Annotated in this window: 16 protein-coding genes; 7 read left to right on the forward strand and 9 right to left on the reverse strand. The window is 57.9% G+C overall.

Annotated elements, in window-relative coordinates; genetic code table 11:
* The first annotated feature begins 2 nt into the window (after positions 1 to 2).
* Genes ABYM29_RS04930 through ABYM29_RS04945 form a run of 4 tightly spaced genes read left to right on the forward strand, consistent with a single transcriptional unit; the run spans position 3 to position 3,948 of the window.
* Positions 3 to 995 (forward strand): cytochrome d ubiquinol oxidase subunit II, encoded by a 993-nt coding sequence (locus ABYM29_RS04930; RefSeq protein WP_372862862.1) that lies wholly within the window; start codon positions 3 to 5, stop codon positions 993 to 995.
* 27 nt (positions 996 to 1,022) lie between these two features.
* On the forward strand, positions 1,023 to 1,916 hold the full coding sequence (locus ABYM29_RS04935) for an MBL fold metallo-hydrolase (RefSeq protein WP_372862865.1): 894 nt from the start codon (positions 1,023 to 1,025) through the stop codon (positions 1,914 to 1,916).
* 40 nt (positions 1,917 to 1,956) lie between these two features.
* The gene (locus ABYM29_RS04940; protein ID WP_372862896.1) at positions 1,957 to 3,702 is read left to right on the forward strand and encodes a SulP family inorganic anion transporter; all 1,746 of its coding nucleotides are present in this window, start codon (positions 1,957 to 1,959) and stop codon (positions 3,700 to 3,702) included.
* 9 nt (positions 3,703 to 3,711) lie between these two features.
* Entirely contained in the window at positions 3,712 to 3,948 is a 237-nt protein-coding gene (locus ABYM29_RS04945) for a DUF2970 domain-containing protein (RefSeq protein ID WP_372862867.1), read from the forward strand.
* On the opposite strand, the gene ABYM29_RS04950 is transcribed toward ABYM29_RS04945, so the two are convergent.
* Positions 3,945 to 5,006, reverse strand: coding sequence for an alkaline phosphatase family protein (locus ABYM29_RS04950; protein WP_372862869.1), 1,062 nt, complete (start codon positions 5,004 to 5,006; stop codon positions 3,945 to 3,947). The two genes, ABYM29_RS04945 and ABYM29_RS04950, sit on opposite strands and share 4 nt — an antisense overlap.
* Before the next feature lie 306 nt (positions 5,007 to 5,312).
* On the opposite strand from ABYM29_RS04950, the gene ABYM29_RS04955 reads away from it, so the two are divergent.
* A complete protein-coding gene (locus ABYM29_RS04955; RefSeq protein WP_372862872.1) occupies positions 5,313 to 5,558 on the forward strand; it encodes a DUF5062 family protein in 246 nt (81 codons plus the stop codon).
* A gap of 61 nt (positions 5,559 to 5,619) precedes the next feature.
* Here the strand turns inward: ABYM29_RS04955 and ABYM29_RS04960 are convergent, their stop codons facing one another.
* Positions 5,620 to 6,042: a hypothetical protein gene (locus ABYM29_RS04960; RefSeq protein ID WP_372862874.1), complete on the reverse strand. Its 423-nt coding sequence runs from the start codon at positions 6,040 to 6,042 to the stop codon at positions 5,620 to 5,622.
* 93 nt (positions 6,043 to 6,135) lie between these two features.
* Between ABYM29_RS04960 and ABYM29_RS04965 the strand changes: the two genes are divergently transcribed.
* Positions 6,136 to 7,086, forward strand: a complete 951-nt coding sequence (locus tag ABYM29_RS04965; RefSeq protein ID WP_372862877.1) for an enoyl-CoA hydratase/isomerase family protein — start codon at positions 6,136 to 6,138, stop codon at positions 7,084 to 7,086.
* Positions 7,087 to 7,092: 6 nt separating this feature from the next.
* On the opposite strand, the gene ABYM29_RS04970 is transcribed toward ABYM29_RS04965, so the two are convergent.
* Positions 7,093 to 7,488 carry an MAPEG family protein gene (locus ABYM29_RS04970; RefSeq protein ID WP_372862880.1) on the reverse strand — a complete coding sequence of 132 codons (396 nt, stop codon included), beginning with the start codon at positions 7,486 to 7,488 and terminating at the stop codon, positions 7,093 to 7,095.
* A gap of 25 nt (positions 7,489 to 7,513) precedes the next feature.
* Positions 7,514 to 8,959: a DASS family sodium-coupled anion symporter gene (locus ABYM29_RS04975; protein ID WP_372862882.1), complete on the reverse strand. Its 1,446-nt coding sequence runs from the start codon at positions 8,957 to 8,959 to the stop codon at positions 7,514 to 7,516.
* A gap of 199 nt (positions 8,960 to 9,158) precedes the next feature.
* Here ABYM29_RS04975 and ABYM29_RS04980 point away from each other — a divergent pair, with 199 nt between their 5' ends.
* Positions 9,159 to 9,833, forward strand: coding sequence for a sterol desaturase family protein (locus tag ABYM29_RS04980; RefSeq protein ID WP_372862884.1), 675 nt, complete (start codon positions 9,159 to 9,161; stop codon positions 9,831 to 9,833).
* Positions 9,834 to 9,880: 47 nt separating this feature from the next.
* Here the strand turns inward: ABYM29_RS04980 and ABYM29_RS04985 are convergent, their stop codons facing one another.
* From ABYM29_RS04985 to ABYM29_RS05005, 5 genes are all read right to left on the reverse strand, one after another.
* Entirely contained in the window at positions 9,881 to 10,378 is a 498-nt protein-coding gene (locus ABYM29_RS04985; RefSeq protein WP_372862886.1) for an NUDIX hydrolase, read from the reverse strand.
* Positions 10,375 to 11,334, reverse strand: coding sequence for a hypothetical protein (locus ABYM29_RS04990; RefSeq protein ID WP_372862888.1), 960 nt, complete (start codon positions 11,332 to 11,334; stop codon positions 10,375 to 10,377). Before ABYM29_RS04990 ends, ABYM29_RS04985 begins: the two co-directional genes overlap by 4 nt.
* 32 nt (positions 11,335 to 11,366) lie before the next feature.
* Positions 11,367 to 11,963 carry a pentapeptide repeat-containing protein gene (locus ABYM29_RS04995; protein ID WP_372862891.1) on the reverse strand — a complete coding sequence of 199 codons (597 nt, stop codon included), beginning with the start codon at positions 11,961 to 11,963 and terminating at the stop codon, positions 11,367 to 11,369.
* 260 nt (positions 11,964 to 12,223) lie between these two features.
* Positions 12,224 to 14,092, reverse strand: coding sequence for a metallophosphoesterase (locus tag ABYM29_RS05000; protein ID WP_372862892.1), 1,869 nt, complete (start codon positions 14,090 to 14,092; stop codon positions 12,224 to 12,226).
* A 70-nt stretch (positions 14,093 to 14,162) separates the two neighbouring features.
* The gene (locus ABYM29_RS05005; RefSeq protein ID WP_372862894.1) at positions 14,163 to 16,553 is read right to left on the reverse strand and encodes a TonB-dependent receptor; all 2,391 of its coding nucleotides are present in this window, start codon (positions 16,551 to 16,553) and stop codon (positions 14,163 to 14,165) included.
* Positions 16,554 to 16,683 lie beyond the last annotated feature (130 nt).

A 16,683-nucleotide genomic window follows, 5' to 3' on the forward strand; every position in this document is an offset into this window, starting at 1 on the left:
TCATGGAATACTGGTTGCCGATTATCTATATGGTGGCGATGGGTTTTGCCCTGCTCATTTACGTTGTACTGGACGGCTACGACCTCGGCGTGGGTATGTTGCTGCCGCTGGCAGAGGAGGATGACAAAGACATGATGATCGCCTCCATCGGCCCATTCTGGGACGCCAACGAAACCTGGATCGTCCTCGGCGTCGGTATTTTGCTGATCGCCTTCCCGCTGGCCCACGGCATCGTTCTCAGCCACTTGTATCTGCCGGTCACCATTATGCTCATGGGCTTAATACTGCGCGGCGTCGCTTTTGACCTGCGGGTCAAAGCGGGCGATAACCGCCGTGCGCTGTGGAACAAGGCTTTTTTCTGCGGCTCGCTGATCGCCTCGATGGCTCAGGGCTGGATGCTGGGCGCCTACATCACCGGCCTACAACACAGTGGCACCAGCTGGCTGTTCTCCACCCTCATCGCCCTGACCCTGCCCGCACTGTATCTGGTACTGGGCTGTGGCTGGCTGCTGATGAAAACGGAAGGCCAATTACTTAGCAAAAGCATCGACTGGGCGCGCAGTGCAATCTGGCCAATGGGGCTCGGCCTGGTACTGGTGTCGCTAGCCACCCCGCTGGTCAGTCCAGCCATTGCCGCCAAATGGTTCAGCCTGCCCAACGCCCTGTGGCTGGCGCCGATTCCACTGATCACCCTGCATTGCTATGCCGGCATTCTGCGCCTGCTGCGCCTGGAGAATCAGATCTATCGCGGCCGCGGCTGGAAGCTCTACGCCTATACCGTCGTCATCTGCCTGATGGCCAGCCTCGGCCTGGCCTACAGCCTGTTCCCGGAGATCATTATTGGGCAGATGGATATTTGGCAGGCCGCCGCCTCGGTGAAATCACTGCAATTCACCCTGGTAGGCTTGCTGTTGACGCTACCAATGATTTTGGTTTACACCTTTGTGGTATATCGCATCTTTCACGGCAAAGCGACTGAGCTCAGTTACGAGTAGCCAGCCGCTGCACATCAGGAGGCCGCAATGGGCCAACAGCCAATCCAGCTAAACCTGGCACAGCGGGCCGAGATCACCGAGTTTCATGATGTCGACACCTCGACCTTCTCCTACGTGGTGCGCGACCCCCACAGCCAAGCCTGCGCAGTGATCGATTCAGTCATGGAAATCGACACCGCCGCCGGTCGCCTCAGCCAGCGCGGCGCCGACCGCATCATTGCGTTTATCCGCGCCCGGCAACTGCAGCTGCAGTGGATTATCGAAACCCATGTCCACGCCGATCACCTGTCGGCGGCTCCCTATATTCAACAACAGCTGGGCGGTAAAATTGGCATCGGTGCCGAAATCACCACAGTGCAAAACACCTTCGGTAAAATTTTTAATGAGGGCACCGAGTTCGCCCGCGACGGTTCCCAGTTCGATCAACTGTTCAACGATGGCGACCACTATCAAATTGGCGGTCTAGACTGCCTGGCCCTGCACACCCCCGGCCACACGCCGGCCTGCATGAGCCATATCATTGGCGACGCCGCCTTTGTCGGCGACACCCTGTTTATGCCCGACGGCGGCACCGCCCGCGCCGACTTTCCCGGCGGCGATGCCCGCCAGCTATTCCAGTCCATCCAGCGCCTGCTCAGGCTGCCCGACGAAATGCGCCTGTTTATGTGTCACGACTACCAGCCCGACGGCCGCGAGCTGCGCTACCACACCACCGTGGCCGAGCAGAAGCGCAGTAATATTCATGTGCGCGCCGGCGTCAGCGAAGACGAATTTGTGTCTATGCGCGAGGCCCGCGATGCAACGCTTGGCATGCCGCGTTTGATCCTTCCGTCGCTGCAGGTCAATATGCGCGCCGGCCATTTGCCCCGGGCCGACAGCAATGGCACCGTCTACCTGAAAATGCCTATCAACGTTTTATAATTTCGCTCACAGCACGAAAGAGGATAAGCATTTGAAAACCGTGCTACAGCGCTACCTACCCATCCTGACATGGGGGCGACACTACCACCGCGGGCTACTTGCCTCAGACCTACTGGCAGCGCTGATCGTCACCATCATGCTGATTCCACAGTCCCTGGCCTACGCCCTGTTGGCCGGCCTGCCGCCTGAAGTAGGGCTGTACGCCAGTATGCTGCCACTGCTGGCCTACGGCCTGCTGGGCAGCAGTCACAGCCTGTCGGTAGGCCCCGTCGCCGTGGTGTCGCTGATGACCGCCAGTGCGGTGGGCGGTATCGCCGAGGCCGGCAGCATCAGCTATGTCCAAGCCGCCGCGCTGCTGGCAATGTTCTCCGGCCTGTTCCTGCTGCTGATGGGCGTGTTGCGTATGGGCTTTTTGGCCAATTTCCTGTCGCACCCGGTGATCGCCGGCTTTATCACCGCCTCGGGTCTGATCATCGCCCTCAGCCAACTGCGACACTTGCTAGGCCTCCCTGGCCAAGGCGACAACCTGCTGGAGATCGCCCTCAGCCTCGGCCAACAACTGGACAATATCAACGGCTATACCCTGGCCGTCGGCCTGCCGGTGCTGCTGTTTTTATTCTGGGTGCGCAGCGGCCTGCAGCCACTGCTGGAACGGCTCGGCTTGTCGGCCTACACCGCTGCCATGCTCAGCAAGGCCGGTCCGGTTGTCGGCGTAGTGCTCACCAGTATTGCCGCCGCCGTGTTTGAGTTGGGGGACAAACAGGTGGCGCTGGTCGGCCAGGTACCCAGTGGTCTGCCCAGTCTCGGCCTGCCCACCCTGAACCACCCCGCCTGGCGGGAACTGCTCAGCTCGGCGATTTTCATTTCAGTGATCGGCTTTGTCGAATCGGTGTCAGTAGGGCACACCCTGGCCGCAAAAAAACGCCAGCGCATCGACCCCAATCAGGAATTGATCGGCCTCGGTGCCGCCAATGTTGCCTCCTCGCTGTCGGGGGGCTACCCGGTCACCGGTGGCTTTGCCCGCTCGGTCGTCAACTTTGACGCCGGCGCCGCCACCCCCGCCGCCGGCATGTTTACCGCCCTGGGTATCGGTCTGGCGGCAATCTTGTTTACGCCCTATCTAGCTTACCTGCCCAAGGCCACCCTGGCCGCTACCATTATTGTGGCCGTGCTGTCGCTGGTCGATTTTTCCATCCTTAAAAAGACCTGGAACTACGGCTACTCCGATTTTATCGCCGTGGCCAGCACCCTGTGTGTCACCCTGCTGATCGGTGTCGAGAGCGGCGTTGCCTGTGGTGTTTTTGCCTCCTTGGCCCTGCATTTATATAAAACCTCCAAGCCCCATATTGCGGTTGTCGGCGAAGTCCCCGGCACGGAACACTACCGCAATATACAGCGCCACAATGTCATTACCCACGACGAAATACTGTCGCTGCGCATCGACGAAAGCCTGTACTTTGCCAATGCCGGATTTATCGAGGACCGCCTCTACGCCCTGCTGGAAGACTACCCCCACAGCCGCCACGTGGTGCTGCTGTGTACCGCCGTCAACGAGATCGACCTCAGCGCCCTGGAGGCCCTGGAATCGATCAACGAGCGGCTGGCCGAGCGCGGTATTTGCCTACATCTATCCGAGTTGAAAGGCCCGGTGATGGACGTACTCAGCAACACCGATTTTTTACAGCAGTTAAGTGGTAAAGTTTGGCTGTCTCACCACTTGGCGGTGAGCGGTATTGCCGCCGCGATGAACCAACAAGCTGCGGCCGATAGCAACTGGGATATTTAGGAGACCACCGTGAGCGACCAGCCGCCAAACAATGACGACACAGAAACCCAGACAAAACCCAAGCCATTAAAAATCTTGCGCAATATTGCCGCCGCAGCCTTCGGCGTACGCAGTCGCAAAGACCTGAATGAAAGCGGCGACGCCGGCAAGTTCCGCCACTACGTTATCGGCGCGATCTGCTTCGTCGGGCTGTTTTTGCTGATTGTAAATGGCGTGGTCAGGCTGGTGTTGAGCCAGTCATCCTAACGACCACTATCAGGCGCAAAAACCCCGGGATCGTAGCAACTGGGAATCTCTCTGTCCACGTAGCTCGGGGCACCCTGTAGGCCTATGACCTGACCGTCCAAAGCCGCAGCGTCCGGCACCGTGACCGCCAAATGGAACAGCGCCGTAGCGGCAATATCCACGCTCTTGCTGCGCACATCGGCCGGGAAACTCTCCGCCCCCGCGCCGTGTAAAATCAGGAAGGTGCGCCGGTCTTGATCCGCGGGAAAGCCGTGCTGATTAAATACCACGCCGGCGCCGCCATGGTCTGGCGCCACCATAATCAACCAATCTTCCTCGTCGAAGGCGGGACGGGCGCGCAGGGCCCGCAATATATCGCCAATATAGCCGTCGGTGGTTGTGATTGCCGCCAAATACGCCGGGTTGTAATTCAGCGCCGTACAGGCGCCGCTATGTTCGCCCTCGGCGATATCACCACTGGCGTAAGGGCAAAAGCCACCGGCCGCCATCGTTTCCGCATCGCCGTGGCCGGCGTGGTCGATATCATCAAACTGCGCAAAGATAATGCCGGGATTCTCAGCGCTAAGCTCCTCCACCACGACATCGCGCACAGCGGCATCGCTTTGGGCATTGACCACGCGATCGGCACCGCTGCACTGACCGGCAGCTTCATCGGCGCACACAATTTCGTCGTTAATGGCAGCCCAGTGGCTGACCGATACCGCGCGCAGACCGGGCCGCTGTTGCTTGGCGTAGTGAATGAAGTGCGGGTATTGATCGAAGCGTGACTGCGCCCAGCTGACGTCGTTGTCCACCACGCCGTGCTTGTCGCACCACACACCGCTGAGCATGCTGGCCCAGCCCGGGCCCGACAGCGACACATCGCCAGTAATCGCATTCATATCCGCCGCGCCGCTCGCCCGCAGTGTATCCAAATGCGGAGTGTCGGCCAGCTCCAGCGCCTCGGCGCGGGCGCCATCCAAGCCGATGATCAGCACGCGCCCGGCGCTGCCAGTGGCGTCGCTTGAACGCGGCGTCCCGTCATCCTGACAAGCTAGCAGCGCCGCCAGCAGAATCAATACACTGCTTTTCTTGACGGTGAGCCAGCGCCAGGTGGTCGAATGAGTCTGAGCGTAGATAAGGCATACTCCTGTTTTGCATCGCTGACCGGCAAGCGGCTCTCGATGGCGGCATGCCGGAACGTCAGCAAACCGCCAGCCCCTAGACTACTCGCTCACTGCACTTTGTACCACTTGGCGCATCGTCGCGAAAAACGGTGGATGAGCCCGTTTACACTTCGTTTATTGCGGCATTTCTGTCATGGTAAATAGACCGGCGGAACAGTCCGGCCACTGATGTCGCCAGCGGGCTGACAGGGGACGCGAATGAAAAAACTCGACAATGAAAAAGAGTTGGTAAGAAAGGCCATCGACATCGGCAGCGCCTATGCAGAAAAGCGCGGCGCGGCGCAGTTTGAAGCCGGCGACTCCAGCAACGAACGACTGGAATTTATCTACCGGCTGCTGGTACGCGACAAGCTGATTCAGCCGATGCCGGAGCTGCAGGTATCCCAGCAAACCATCCGCCACCGCCTGGCACTTTGGGCCAAGTCGTTGGAGAAAAAGTCTTAGCCGGTGCGGCTGACAGCTCTGGCCACAGTGGGGTTTTTCACGCGGCCACGGCCGTGCCTGTCTATTCCTCGCCTTGCAATTGCCCCAGCAGCCGCACAATTGCTTCAGCCAGCTCAGCGTCATCGAGGGCATCGCAATACTGCGCGGCCTGCTGCACATGGGCCAGCGCGGCGGCCTCGTCGCCCGCTTCGCATTGGGCCTCGGCGATGGCGAAGTTAATCGAGGCGAGGTACTCGTCAATTCCCAAACGTTCGGCGCATTGCAGCCCACTGGCATAGGCGGCCATCGCCTGTTCGTGGCCAGCGGAAAAATCACCCAGCGCCTCCCACTGCAGGGGGTGATCCAGTTCGCCGCCGCAGTGCTCTTCACAGAGTGCTTTCAGCGCGCGATAGGCCTTGGCTTCGTCTTTGGGCTTGCCGTTCTCGGCGGCGTGAAGCAAATTGATCGCCAGGCAATTAATGTCGTCGTGTAGCGGTGCGCGCATGGAGACTCCGGTTTGCAATACGGACTGGGGAATATTCCGCCCGATATGGTAACTGCTTTGCGCGGACTTTGCCCTGCCAATGGCGGCGCTGCAATGCCAACGGCGCCAACCTTATGGCCGGTAATGCGCTTTGCCGGCGCCGCACACGCCACCTACTATAACCACATCGCCAACCCCGCCCGCGAATGCTGCGGCGACACTACGGAGCAAACCATGAGCCACAGCGCCGACTTCGACTGCCTGCGTATTGAGCGCCCCAGCCCACAGATATGCGTGCTGGAACTGCACCGCCCAGAGTCGCGCAATGCGCTGAGCTGGCAGCTGATGCGTGAACTCAAATCCGCGCTGCTAAACATTGATCAGGACAACCGCTGCCGGGTAGTGATTTTGCGCGGCGCCGGAAAATCCTTTTGCGCGGGCCTGGACCTATTCGACCAAAACAATCCCGACAGCCTGCGCGCCACCCTTGGCGAACTCAAACCCGGCAGCCGCAGCGGCATGCGCGCCCAGGAATTCATGGCCGACATCGCCCTGCTGATGCGCCGTATTCAGCAGCCGATTATCGCCGCGGTACAGGGCCATGCCTACGGCGGTGGGCTGGCACTGGCACTGGCTTGCGACCTGCGCATGGCGGCCGACTCGGCGCGCTTCTGCACGCAGTTTATCCGCCTGGGGATATCGGGCTGCGACTTTGGCGTGAGCTATACTCTGCCGCGGCTGATTGGCGCCAGCCGCGCCCACGATATGATGCTGACCGCGCGGCTCGTCGATGCCGACCAAGCCGAGCACTGGGGTCTGGTCAGCCGTCGAGTAAGCGATGACGCCCTGCACAGCGAATCCCTGGCACTGGCCGAGAGCCTCTGTGAATTCAGCCCCTATGGTTTGATTTCCACCAAGCAGGCCATGTGGGAAAACCTTAACGCCAACTCCCTGCAACAGGCGATTCAACTGGAGAATCGCAATCAAATTCTCAACGGCTTGAGCGGCGATGTGGAAGAAGCGGCAGCGGCGTTCTTTGAGAAGCGCAAACCGCGCTTTGAATAACCCGGCTCAGCCCAGTCCCTGGATAAACACCGCCACCGCCAACATGACACCGGTAATATAGGTGCCCAGCGCGCCGATAAAACGCATGGGGTTGGGCCGCGACATGCTGCGCGGCAACAAAATACCGGCGACGAACAACAGCCGACAGGCCGTGGCCACCACCATCGTCCACAGCACCCAGCTGGCCATTTGCGCCTGGCTGGCGATATAAATAAGAATCATCAATACCGGCGCGTATTCAGCGGTGTTGGCGTGCGCGCGAATCGCCTTGTGGAGAGGGTCTTTAGGGTCGCTGGGGCAACCGCTGCCGAGCTTGGCCTTGGTGCGAGCGGCACTGACATTAAGACCCAGAACAAAACACAGGGCACCGAGAATGGCGATACATATCATTGGGATGGTCATGCTTACCTCTTGTTGGGTGCTGGCCTCAGGCCAGCCATAGCAGGGTGATAACACCGTAGCTGCACAGCGACACCAGGGCAATACCCAACAGGTTGAGCCGGAAGCCAGCAGCCATCATGTCGCGAATTGCCAGCTCGCCGCTGCCAAACACCACCGCATTGGGCGGCGTCGCTACCGGCATCATAAACGCGCAAGACGCCGCCAGCGCCGCCCCGGCACACAGCAGCAGCGGCGCCTGCCCTTGGGCCACCGCCATGGCGCCGAGCAGCGGCAAAAACGCCGCCGTCGTGGCGGTGTTGCTGGTCAGCTCGGTGAGAAACACCATCACCGCGACCACCACCAATAACAACACTGCCACCGGCAATACCGCCAACAATTCCAGCTGACCGGCAATCCAGCTGGCCAGCCCCGAGCTGCCGATCAGCGCCGCCAATGCCAGTCCCCCGCCAAATAACAGCAATACCCCCCAGGGCAGCTTTTCGGCAGTTTGCCAGTCGAGCAGTGCCTGGCCCGGCCGACCCGAGGGCAGCACAAACAAACTCAACGCGGCCAGCAGGGCAACGCCGGTATCACTGAGGCCCGGCAGCCACGGATCGATCAGCGGCCGGGCGATCCAGCCGCACGCCGCCAGCACAAACACGGTGGCAATACGCCGCTCGGCCGGACTGATCGGGCCGAGCTCATCCAGCGCACGGCGGCTGACGTCCACACTGCTGTAGTCGGCCACGCCGCGGAAATCGCCGCGACACAGCAGCCACCAACAGGCCGCCAACATCGCGGCCGACACCGGCAGCGCCAGGCTCATCCACTGGGCAAAGCCGAGCGCGATGCCGTGGCTGCTTTGCAAATACGCTGCCAGCAGAGCGTTGGGCGGTGTACCAATCAGCGTCGCCATGCCGCCAATACTGGCGCTGTAGGCGATGGCCAACAGCAGCGCCACCGCGTAGTTGCGCCGCGCCGGCAGCGACTCGGGCAGCAGGGCGATCACCGACATGGCGATCGGCAGCATCATTACCGCCGTGGCCGTATTGCTGACCCACATACTAAGAAACGCCGTGGCCGCCATAAAGCCGGCTATCTGTCGGCGCGGCGCCGCGCCCACCCGACACAAAATGACCAGCGCCAAACGCCGGTGCAGCTGCCAGCGCTGCATGCCCAGCCCCAGCATAAAGCCGCCCATAAACAAAAAGACCACCGGATGGGCATAGGCGGCGGCCATCGTTTGGATCTCGGACAGGCCAATCAACGGTGCCAGCAGCAGCGGCAACAGCGCCGTAACGGGAATGGCGATGGCCTCGGTGGCCCACCACAGCGCCATCCACAGCGCCAGCGCCGCACACTGCCAGGCCGCCACTGCCATACCTGCCGGCGGCGGTAACAGTACACTGAGTACTAACAGTGCCGGCCCGGCCGCCAAAATGCATCTGCGCCGAGCTGCCGCGCCGCTTACCGCCTGAGGTCTATTTATCACTGCACATGCTGCCCTGTTATTTGCCCAGTTGCGGCCGCGCCTAGCCGGCGGGCCTCAGGGATGTCCTGGAGCCCCTGAATAGTATGACCATAGTAGCGGCGAAGACGGCGACAGTTCTAGCGCCGCCGCTCACAACGGGGCGTCGATCAAGGTGCTTTTACAGGCGGGGTCGCCAGCGTTATGCTGACCGTAGACAAGCATGGGGTATACCATCATGAACCGCGATGCCATGCTGGCCTTCCGCCAGCGCTACCGCGCCGACATTAGTCGCTACTATTGCGGCTGGCTACATATGCTCAGCGTGGCCGCCATTGGCCTGGCGGTAATCGGCTATAGCATTGCACAGCTGCGCCAACCCGAGCTCGGCGACTGGCTGCTACTGCCCGCGACTCTGGTACTGGTTAACTTTGCCGAATACTATGCCCACCGCTGGCTGGGCCATCGCAAAACGCGCCTTGGCAAATTGTTTTACCAACGCCACAGCGGCGACCACCACAGTTTTTTTCTGCACGACGCCATGAACTATGAAAGTGTTCGCGACTGGCGAGTGGTATTGTTTCCGAGCTATTTGATCATCGCGTTTACAGTCGGCTTGGTACTACCCGGCGGCTACCTATTGAGCCAGACACTGGGAGACAACGCCGCCTACTTCTACGCCATTGGCGCGATCGGCGGCTACCTGTTATACGAGGTACTACACTTCAGCTACCACATTGCCGAGGGCCGCTGGGAAGAAAAACTGTTCCTGTTTATTCCCGGCTGGAAGGCCCTGCGCAACAGTCACCGCCTGCATCACCGCCGCGACAAAATGACTGAAAAAAACTTTAATATCACCCTGCCGATATTCGACTATCTGCTGGGCAGTCGCGAGTAAAGCCACACTATGAGCAACAATTCCAATTAGCGGCTTGGCAAACGCTACTATTTACCGGCCTTAATAGACCAGTACATCGCCAAGGCCGAAAGAGTGAAGCCATCGCTAATCCTTCCCTGCGCAATTTGCTGATGAATCTTAGCAGAGGGAATAACAATCACTCCCTCAACTTCCTCTTGCGGCGCAGCCAACTGATCGGCCACCTCCGCTTCGATCAGGTACACATCGATTGCTGCCGCCAGAATCGCCGAGTTCGGCCTCAGCACGCCGAGCTTGGTTAATTGGCTTTGTTGGAACTGATAGCCGGTTTCCTCAAACACCTCTCGTATAGCGCAGGCCGCACTGGTTTCACCCTCGTCACCGTAGCCGCGCGGTGCTTCGATCATTACAGCCGCGTGCGCCGGCCGGCGAACGCTGACAAAGACAAATCCATCATTAATCAACAACAGTACCACGGCGCCATTATCGGCACCGCGCTCGTAAAGATAGTGATAGTTTTCGTCTTGAATAACTGAAAACCATGGGTTTTTATAGACCTCTTTCACTTCACCTCCAAGCCGATTTTGGTTTTCATCACGTTGTACATACCAAACCAGTTTTTACGGGAAAAGTAATTTTTACCCGCATCGCTAAACTTGCCCTCGATATAGCCCAAAGCTTCATCGGTAATCAGTTTCAGTACATCTAAGGATCCCAAGCTGGTAATTATCTCAAAGGCTTTTATCGGGTAATCGAGATATTCAATCTCGTTACGAAGCGCTTTGAAGGACACCATAGAATCCAGAAAAATTTCGGGGAAGCTGTTAATGATTTTTATGTTGTCCTGCAAAAACCCCTCACCAGAGGCCGCAAACAAAGAGTTATAGGCGGGATCGATAACTTCCGCTTTAAAAACATCAGCACCGAAATTCTGCTGCAAGTCGGTGTATTTTTCGACATTCTCATACCATTGAGAACGCGACACACACCCTTTTGTTTGCGCTAAAAACCGCTCACGCAGTTCCTTGGAACCACTGAAATACCCAAGGGTAGTGTCATCGACGAGGCGGCGAGCGATCTCAGTGGACAGTGCCTCACTATCTATTCTCATCGTTTCAACAGAAGGCTTAACTTGCTTGATTGCCGTTTCTGTTAACACCAGCCTGCCAATAAGCTCATGGCGCTGCTGTTGACTTAACTGTGACTTGCGTGGACTGCCCGGCAAGCTTGAAAGAATAAAATCACCAGGCAGGCTCTCAAAGTAAGCAACCAACGAGAACTCATTAGAGAGGTTAAAGCCCCTTATCACAAATTTTCCCAGGCCCTCTTCATTTAAGTACTTAACCACATTACGCTGGGAAATCAGTTGGTGAACGCTCACATTGTCGATCAAGGTATTAGGCGAGACAACCACACCGTCGGCGAAGGTTAAGCCGGTTAAGAATCGTTTGCGCACCTCCTCGTGACTCAGTTTTTTAACCGAATCGCAGTTAGAAAGTAGTAATTTTTCTTTAAATAACATAAGCCGTCCAAAATATGCGCCGGGAAATCCGCCTAATCATGCAGCTCTATTTCCAAGCTGTCGAGCAGGCTGAGGGCGTCGTAGCGGCTGAACTTGGCGCCCTTGATGCGATTGTGAAAAATGTCGATATGATAGTCCTGCGCGTCGCAAAAATCGGCCTCTTCCAGCACAGTATTGGCGAACTGGGCACCACCGAGGTCGCTGCGACAAAAGCTGGCTTTGCTGAGGTCGGCATCGCGAAAATCGGCGTTGCGCGCCCGGCAGTTTTCCATAATCAGCTCCGGCAGTTGCACCCCGTAAAACGACGCATCGTCTAACAGGCACTGCTGAAACTGTAGGGGCGCGCTGAACAACACCCTCGGCCACGACACCCTGGCCCAATCGACGCCGCGCAGTTTGCAGTGGCTAAACACCACATCGGCGAATTTTCTGTATCCCAGATCGACCAAATTCAGATCGCAGTGTTCGAATTCGCAGTCGACAAAGTTGCAACGCGACAGCACTGCGCCGGAAAAATTGCAGCGCGTAAAACGACAGCCGTCGAACTCTATCTCGCTGAGCTGCTGCTTGCTGATATCCATATCGGCAAATTGCGCCGACCAGTAACTGCTGTCCGTAAATGCCTGCATGCCGCTTTCCGTTAACGATTATAAGGAGGCCATGCTGCCCTGCTGACGACAATGCCGCAAGGTAAAATGGCAGTGGCAGCAGGTTAACTGACAAAGAGTTATGAGAGGCGGTTCTGGGTGGGAACTAGGTGTGTGCGGAGCGGGGATTCGGCTGGGGAAAAACAACCGAGCGGCATTGCACCGCCCGGTGATTGGCGAGAGCGACAGCCCGCCACCCGCCAATTGCTGAGCTAATCGCCGCCCAGCATCGATAATGCACTTTAGTCGTCAGCGCGGAAGAACATGCCACTGCCGATGATATTGTTCTGCCAGGACGACTGCCAGGAGCTCATTACTGGCAGGCGTTCACGGCTGCTCGCATCGACATCATTGACCGAAACATTCAGGCGCAGGTTGCGCCAGTCGGCCCCCTGAAAACGCTGGGCGTAGGCAACGGGAATACGGAATTCCACTTCGTAGCCGCCGTCGAACTTGCCGACTTTGGCATCCAAACCCGGCGGCAGAAAGTTGCGGAACATCACTTCACCACTGGCCTTATCGGGCGCGGTGATCAGGAACATCCACTTGCCCGCTTTCATCTCGGTAACCTGCGCCGGGTTGCGGGCACTGATATCGGGATGGCGGCCATCGAAGGTGATGCTGGCAAAGTCGTTGGCGGAGTGGCGATTGCTGTTTTCACGCAGCGTCACTTCATCGTCGTTAACGCGAATACCGACGTAGAAGAAATTATCGTCATAGCTAACGCCGAATTGGTAATTCAAATCCGCCTTATCAAGCTCTACCGGACGACCATCTTCAAAGTGGGCACTAGGGCCACTTTTATAGGGGAGAGACGCCCACTCATCGAGCTTGCCGTCAAACACAATCGGCTTAGGCGCCGCGGCAATCTCATACTTCGGCGTGGGCTTTAACTGCATTACCTCGGTCCAATCGACATTGGCACCCAGCTCGACCTGCACACTGCCTTTGGCGATAATGCGGAAGGGGTGAGTTGTGGTCTTAGACAGGGTTTTCGGCTTCAACTGCAGGGTTTTTGTTTCACCCGCTTCCAGTACACCGGATGGCAGTTCATTGACCGTAAAGCCGGCGTGAGACAGCGGTTGCAGGCTGTACTTCAACGGCCCGTCGAAGGGATTGGTAATGGTAATGCTGGCCGACTTGGGCGCCTTGCCATTATCGCTATACCAGGGGCTGGGACTAAAGATAGTGGTTTTGGCAAAAGCCGATTTGATCTTCTCGGGCACCACATATTTGTCGTCAATGCCATTGAGCGACAGATTGGCAATACGCGGACCGCTGTCGAGCATGCTCACCCAGGTCACGTGGTCGAACTCACCGTAGATTTTACCGCGCAGCAAGCTTTCGCCGCCGGTAGAACCCAGCGTGAAGTGATCCTGCTTTTGCAAACCACTGTGGTGGGCGTAGGTGTGCATATGACCGGCAAACGCGGTGTAATCGCGCTTGGCGAGTGCCTGCTCGATGTCCGGCCAACCAAGGATCTCACCGTTGTAGGCCCATACTGGCTGGTGGGTAAACACCATGGTCCAGCGCACATCATCATTGTCAGCCAGGGTCTGTTTTACATAGGCAACTTGCTCGGCATTAAAGCCGGCGCTGGTGCCGCCAGGTCCAGACTCTTCGCTGTTCAGAATCAAGAACAGCACATCTTTGTACACAAAGTGATAGGTGGAGGCACCAAAGCGCTCTTTCCACACTTCGCCCATCACATCGTTAGACCAGTCGTGATTACCGGGGGTATAAAAGAACGGCATCTCCAGCTCGTCGAGCACGCCGTCAAACTCATCCCACATCAGGTCGATAACTTCACGGTTCTCGGTGAAGCCTTCGATCAAGTCGCCCACGCTGACCACAAACTCGGGACGCAGCAAATTGACCTTGCGCATCGCCTGGCGAAATACGCCCGGACGCGCGCCACCGGTGTTATCACTGACGATCACAAACTGGAAATCGTCGGGGTCATTGGCAAAATTCAAATGTGAGTATGGGCGCTTGCTGTAACCGCGGTGATCGAGTGTGAATGACTCGGCCTTGTCGTGGCTACTCTTGTCGTGGGCCAGCGCGCCGATACTGGCGATGCTCAGCATCGCTGCTACAAAAAACTTCTTCATTTTATTTCCACTCTTTCGGTATCCATTACCAATAATGGCCAGCGGCACTGCAGCTGGCCTTATCAAACTTTTAGAAGAACAACTCTAGAGATACACCGTAGACACGTGGCGGCAATTCGCCAGACAGTGTGTAGGTACCCGGCGTGCTGGCCAGCGGCGTAAAGGTGACGAAGAAAATATCATCGTGATCTTCAATATTCTCAACAAAGCCTTCGATCTTCACCTGGCCGCCCAGGCTCTCCCAGGTCAGGCGAACATCGCTGTTGGTGTGCGCCTCAACTCGGTCGTTTTCGTTGCCCAGGCCGCGGCGATCCATCCAGTCAACCCAATTGGTTTTGATAGACGGCGTCAGGGAACCAAACTCGCCTAGGTCAAAGCGGTAGCTGGCCAGCAACACGGTTGAAAACTCAGGCGCCGCAGTCAAACGCTCGCCAGACACATTGAAGGGACCGCCCTCTGCCGTGCTTTCGCCTGACGGATTAAGCGGATCGGCCGCGGGGCCTTTACAGCCGGCTTCGGGGGTTTTGTCAGCACGACCTTCGTCGTTGGCGCAGTATTCGTCGTAACGTGCATCGGTCCAGGCAAAGCCACCTTGTATCCGCAGCTCAGGCGTTGGCGACCATTTAAAGTCGACTTCCAGGCCATTGATGGTTGCCGCTGCCGCATTGTCGGTGATCACACCCGCGGCAGTCACCTGGCTTACCTGCAGACCGCTGTAGTCGTACATAAAGCCGGCGACATTCAACTGCAGTGTGCTGTCGAAAAAGGTGGTTTTCCAACCCGCTTCCCAGGCATCCAGAATCTCGGGATCAACCGGGTTTTGCGAGGTGGTGCCGTTCGGCTCTTCCTTCAGCTGAGCCAGGCCAGGCTTGTAACCGCGCGCGTACTTCGCATACAGCATGCCTTCATCGCTATAAAACCAACGGCCACCCACTTCACCGGTGTTTTCCGTAAATTCGGCAAACTGATAGATATCTTGCTGGTCAACAATGGGTACCGTGCCGGCCAGCGTTCCGGTGTCGGCAGCGACATGGAACAGGCCCACTTTTTGCGTAAAGCTGTCGCGGTTGTGGCGGATACCTGCGGTCAATTCGATATTGGGCCAGCCGAACAGGGTAGCCATATCCAGGTTTACATTGGCAAAAACCGCCTCACTGCTGTCGAGAATCTGCTCATCGCGACCCGTCACCTTAAAGTCAGCGATGATCTGCGGCTCGTCGGGGGCGCCCGGCACAAAGGTCGACGGCTTCAGGAAGTTACGCGCGACAAAATCCCGGTCGCGTGTCAGGGTAGAATCGAACCAGAACAGGCCCGCCAACCAGTCAATACCGCTGTCATTTTGCGAGACAAAACGCAGCTCCGCACTGCGGCGAATATCGTCACGAGTACTGGTGCGGCCTTCGAGGATCGGCGCCTCGGTACCATCGACATCAAATACTGAGTCGTGTTCGCGGCGCTGCTCACCCCCGACCAATACAATATCAAGATCACCGATTAGCGGCAGTCCTTCCAGCGACCAGTTAATGTCGCCGTCAATGCGCGTGTACTGATCGAAAGAATTGCCGAATTTTTCATGGGCGGTTGAACGAACAATGCGCAGGTCATCCGGCATCGGCTGGGCGCCCAGCTCTTCGAGGATACCGCTGCGACGCGTGGCCAGCGACGGGCTGCTTACCGAGCTGGTGCCGCCGGGATTGCTCTCGTAACGGATGGCGCGCAGACCCAGCTGCAGTGTCTCAGTCACTTCGCTGGTCAAATACATTCTGAAGAAACTGTCGTCGATATTACCCGGATCCGCTTCAGCATCGGTCATGGTATTGTCGAGGGTACCGTCGCGGCGGCGCTTGATCGCGGCAAAGCGGCCCAACAAGCGCGCATCGCCCTCACCGAGGAAGGGGATATTCACATAGGCGCGCAGCTGCTCTTCTTCAAGATCGCTGTAGCGGGCATCGCCACCAAAGCCCCACTCGGCTTCCGGCTTGCGCCACTTGGCGTTAATGGCACCGGCGGTCGCGTTGCGACCAAATACCGTGCCCGACGGGCCGCGCAGGATTTCAACCGCGGCCAGATCGAAGTACGGTTCACCGCGCATGGCGATAAACACATCATTGACATGGAATGCGACGGGGGACGGGCCGTTGCGGGTACGGCTGATACCGCGAATCGCCACCTCATCCGAACCGCCGTCTTCGCGCTGAACAATCATCCCGGGCACCAAGTCGGCGAGGGTTTTAAAATCCTGGATATTGTTCTGAGCTAGGGTGTCGCCGGAATAGGCTGAGACACTGCCCATCACTTCCTGCAGAGACTCACTGCGCTTGGAAACGGTCACCACAACCTCTTCAATCGCCAGGCCGCGATCGGTGGTGGTAGGCAGGGACTCCTCTGCCTCGGCGTGAACCGCTGCCGAGGCAAGTACTGCGCTCGCCAACAGTGAACACATGGTATAGCTATGTTTCATTATTATCCCCTATCTCGAAAAATCTCACATGCTAGGATTTTGCTAGCGGCCACCCCACCTGACTGCGTCATATCGGTATGGCTCACCAGTGACACCGCGACCTCGAGGGTCCCGGCGCCTTCTAATTCGA

The organism is Spongiibacter sp. (assembly GCF_041602295.1).
In the GTDB taxonomy this organism is placed as follows: Bacteria; Pseudomonadota; Gammaproteobacteria; order Pseudomonadales; family Spongiibacteraceae; genus Spongiibacter.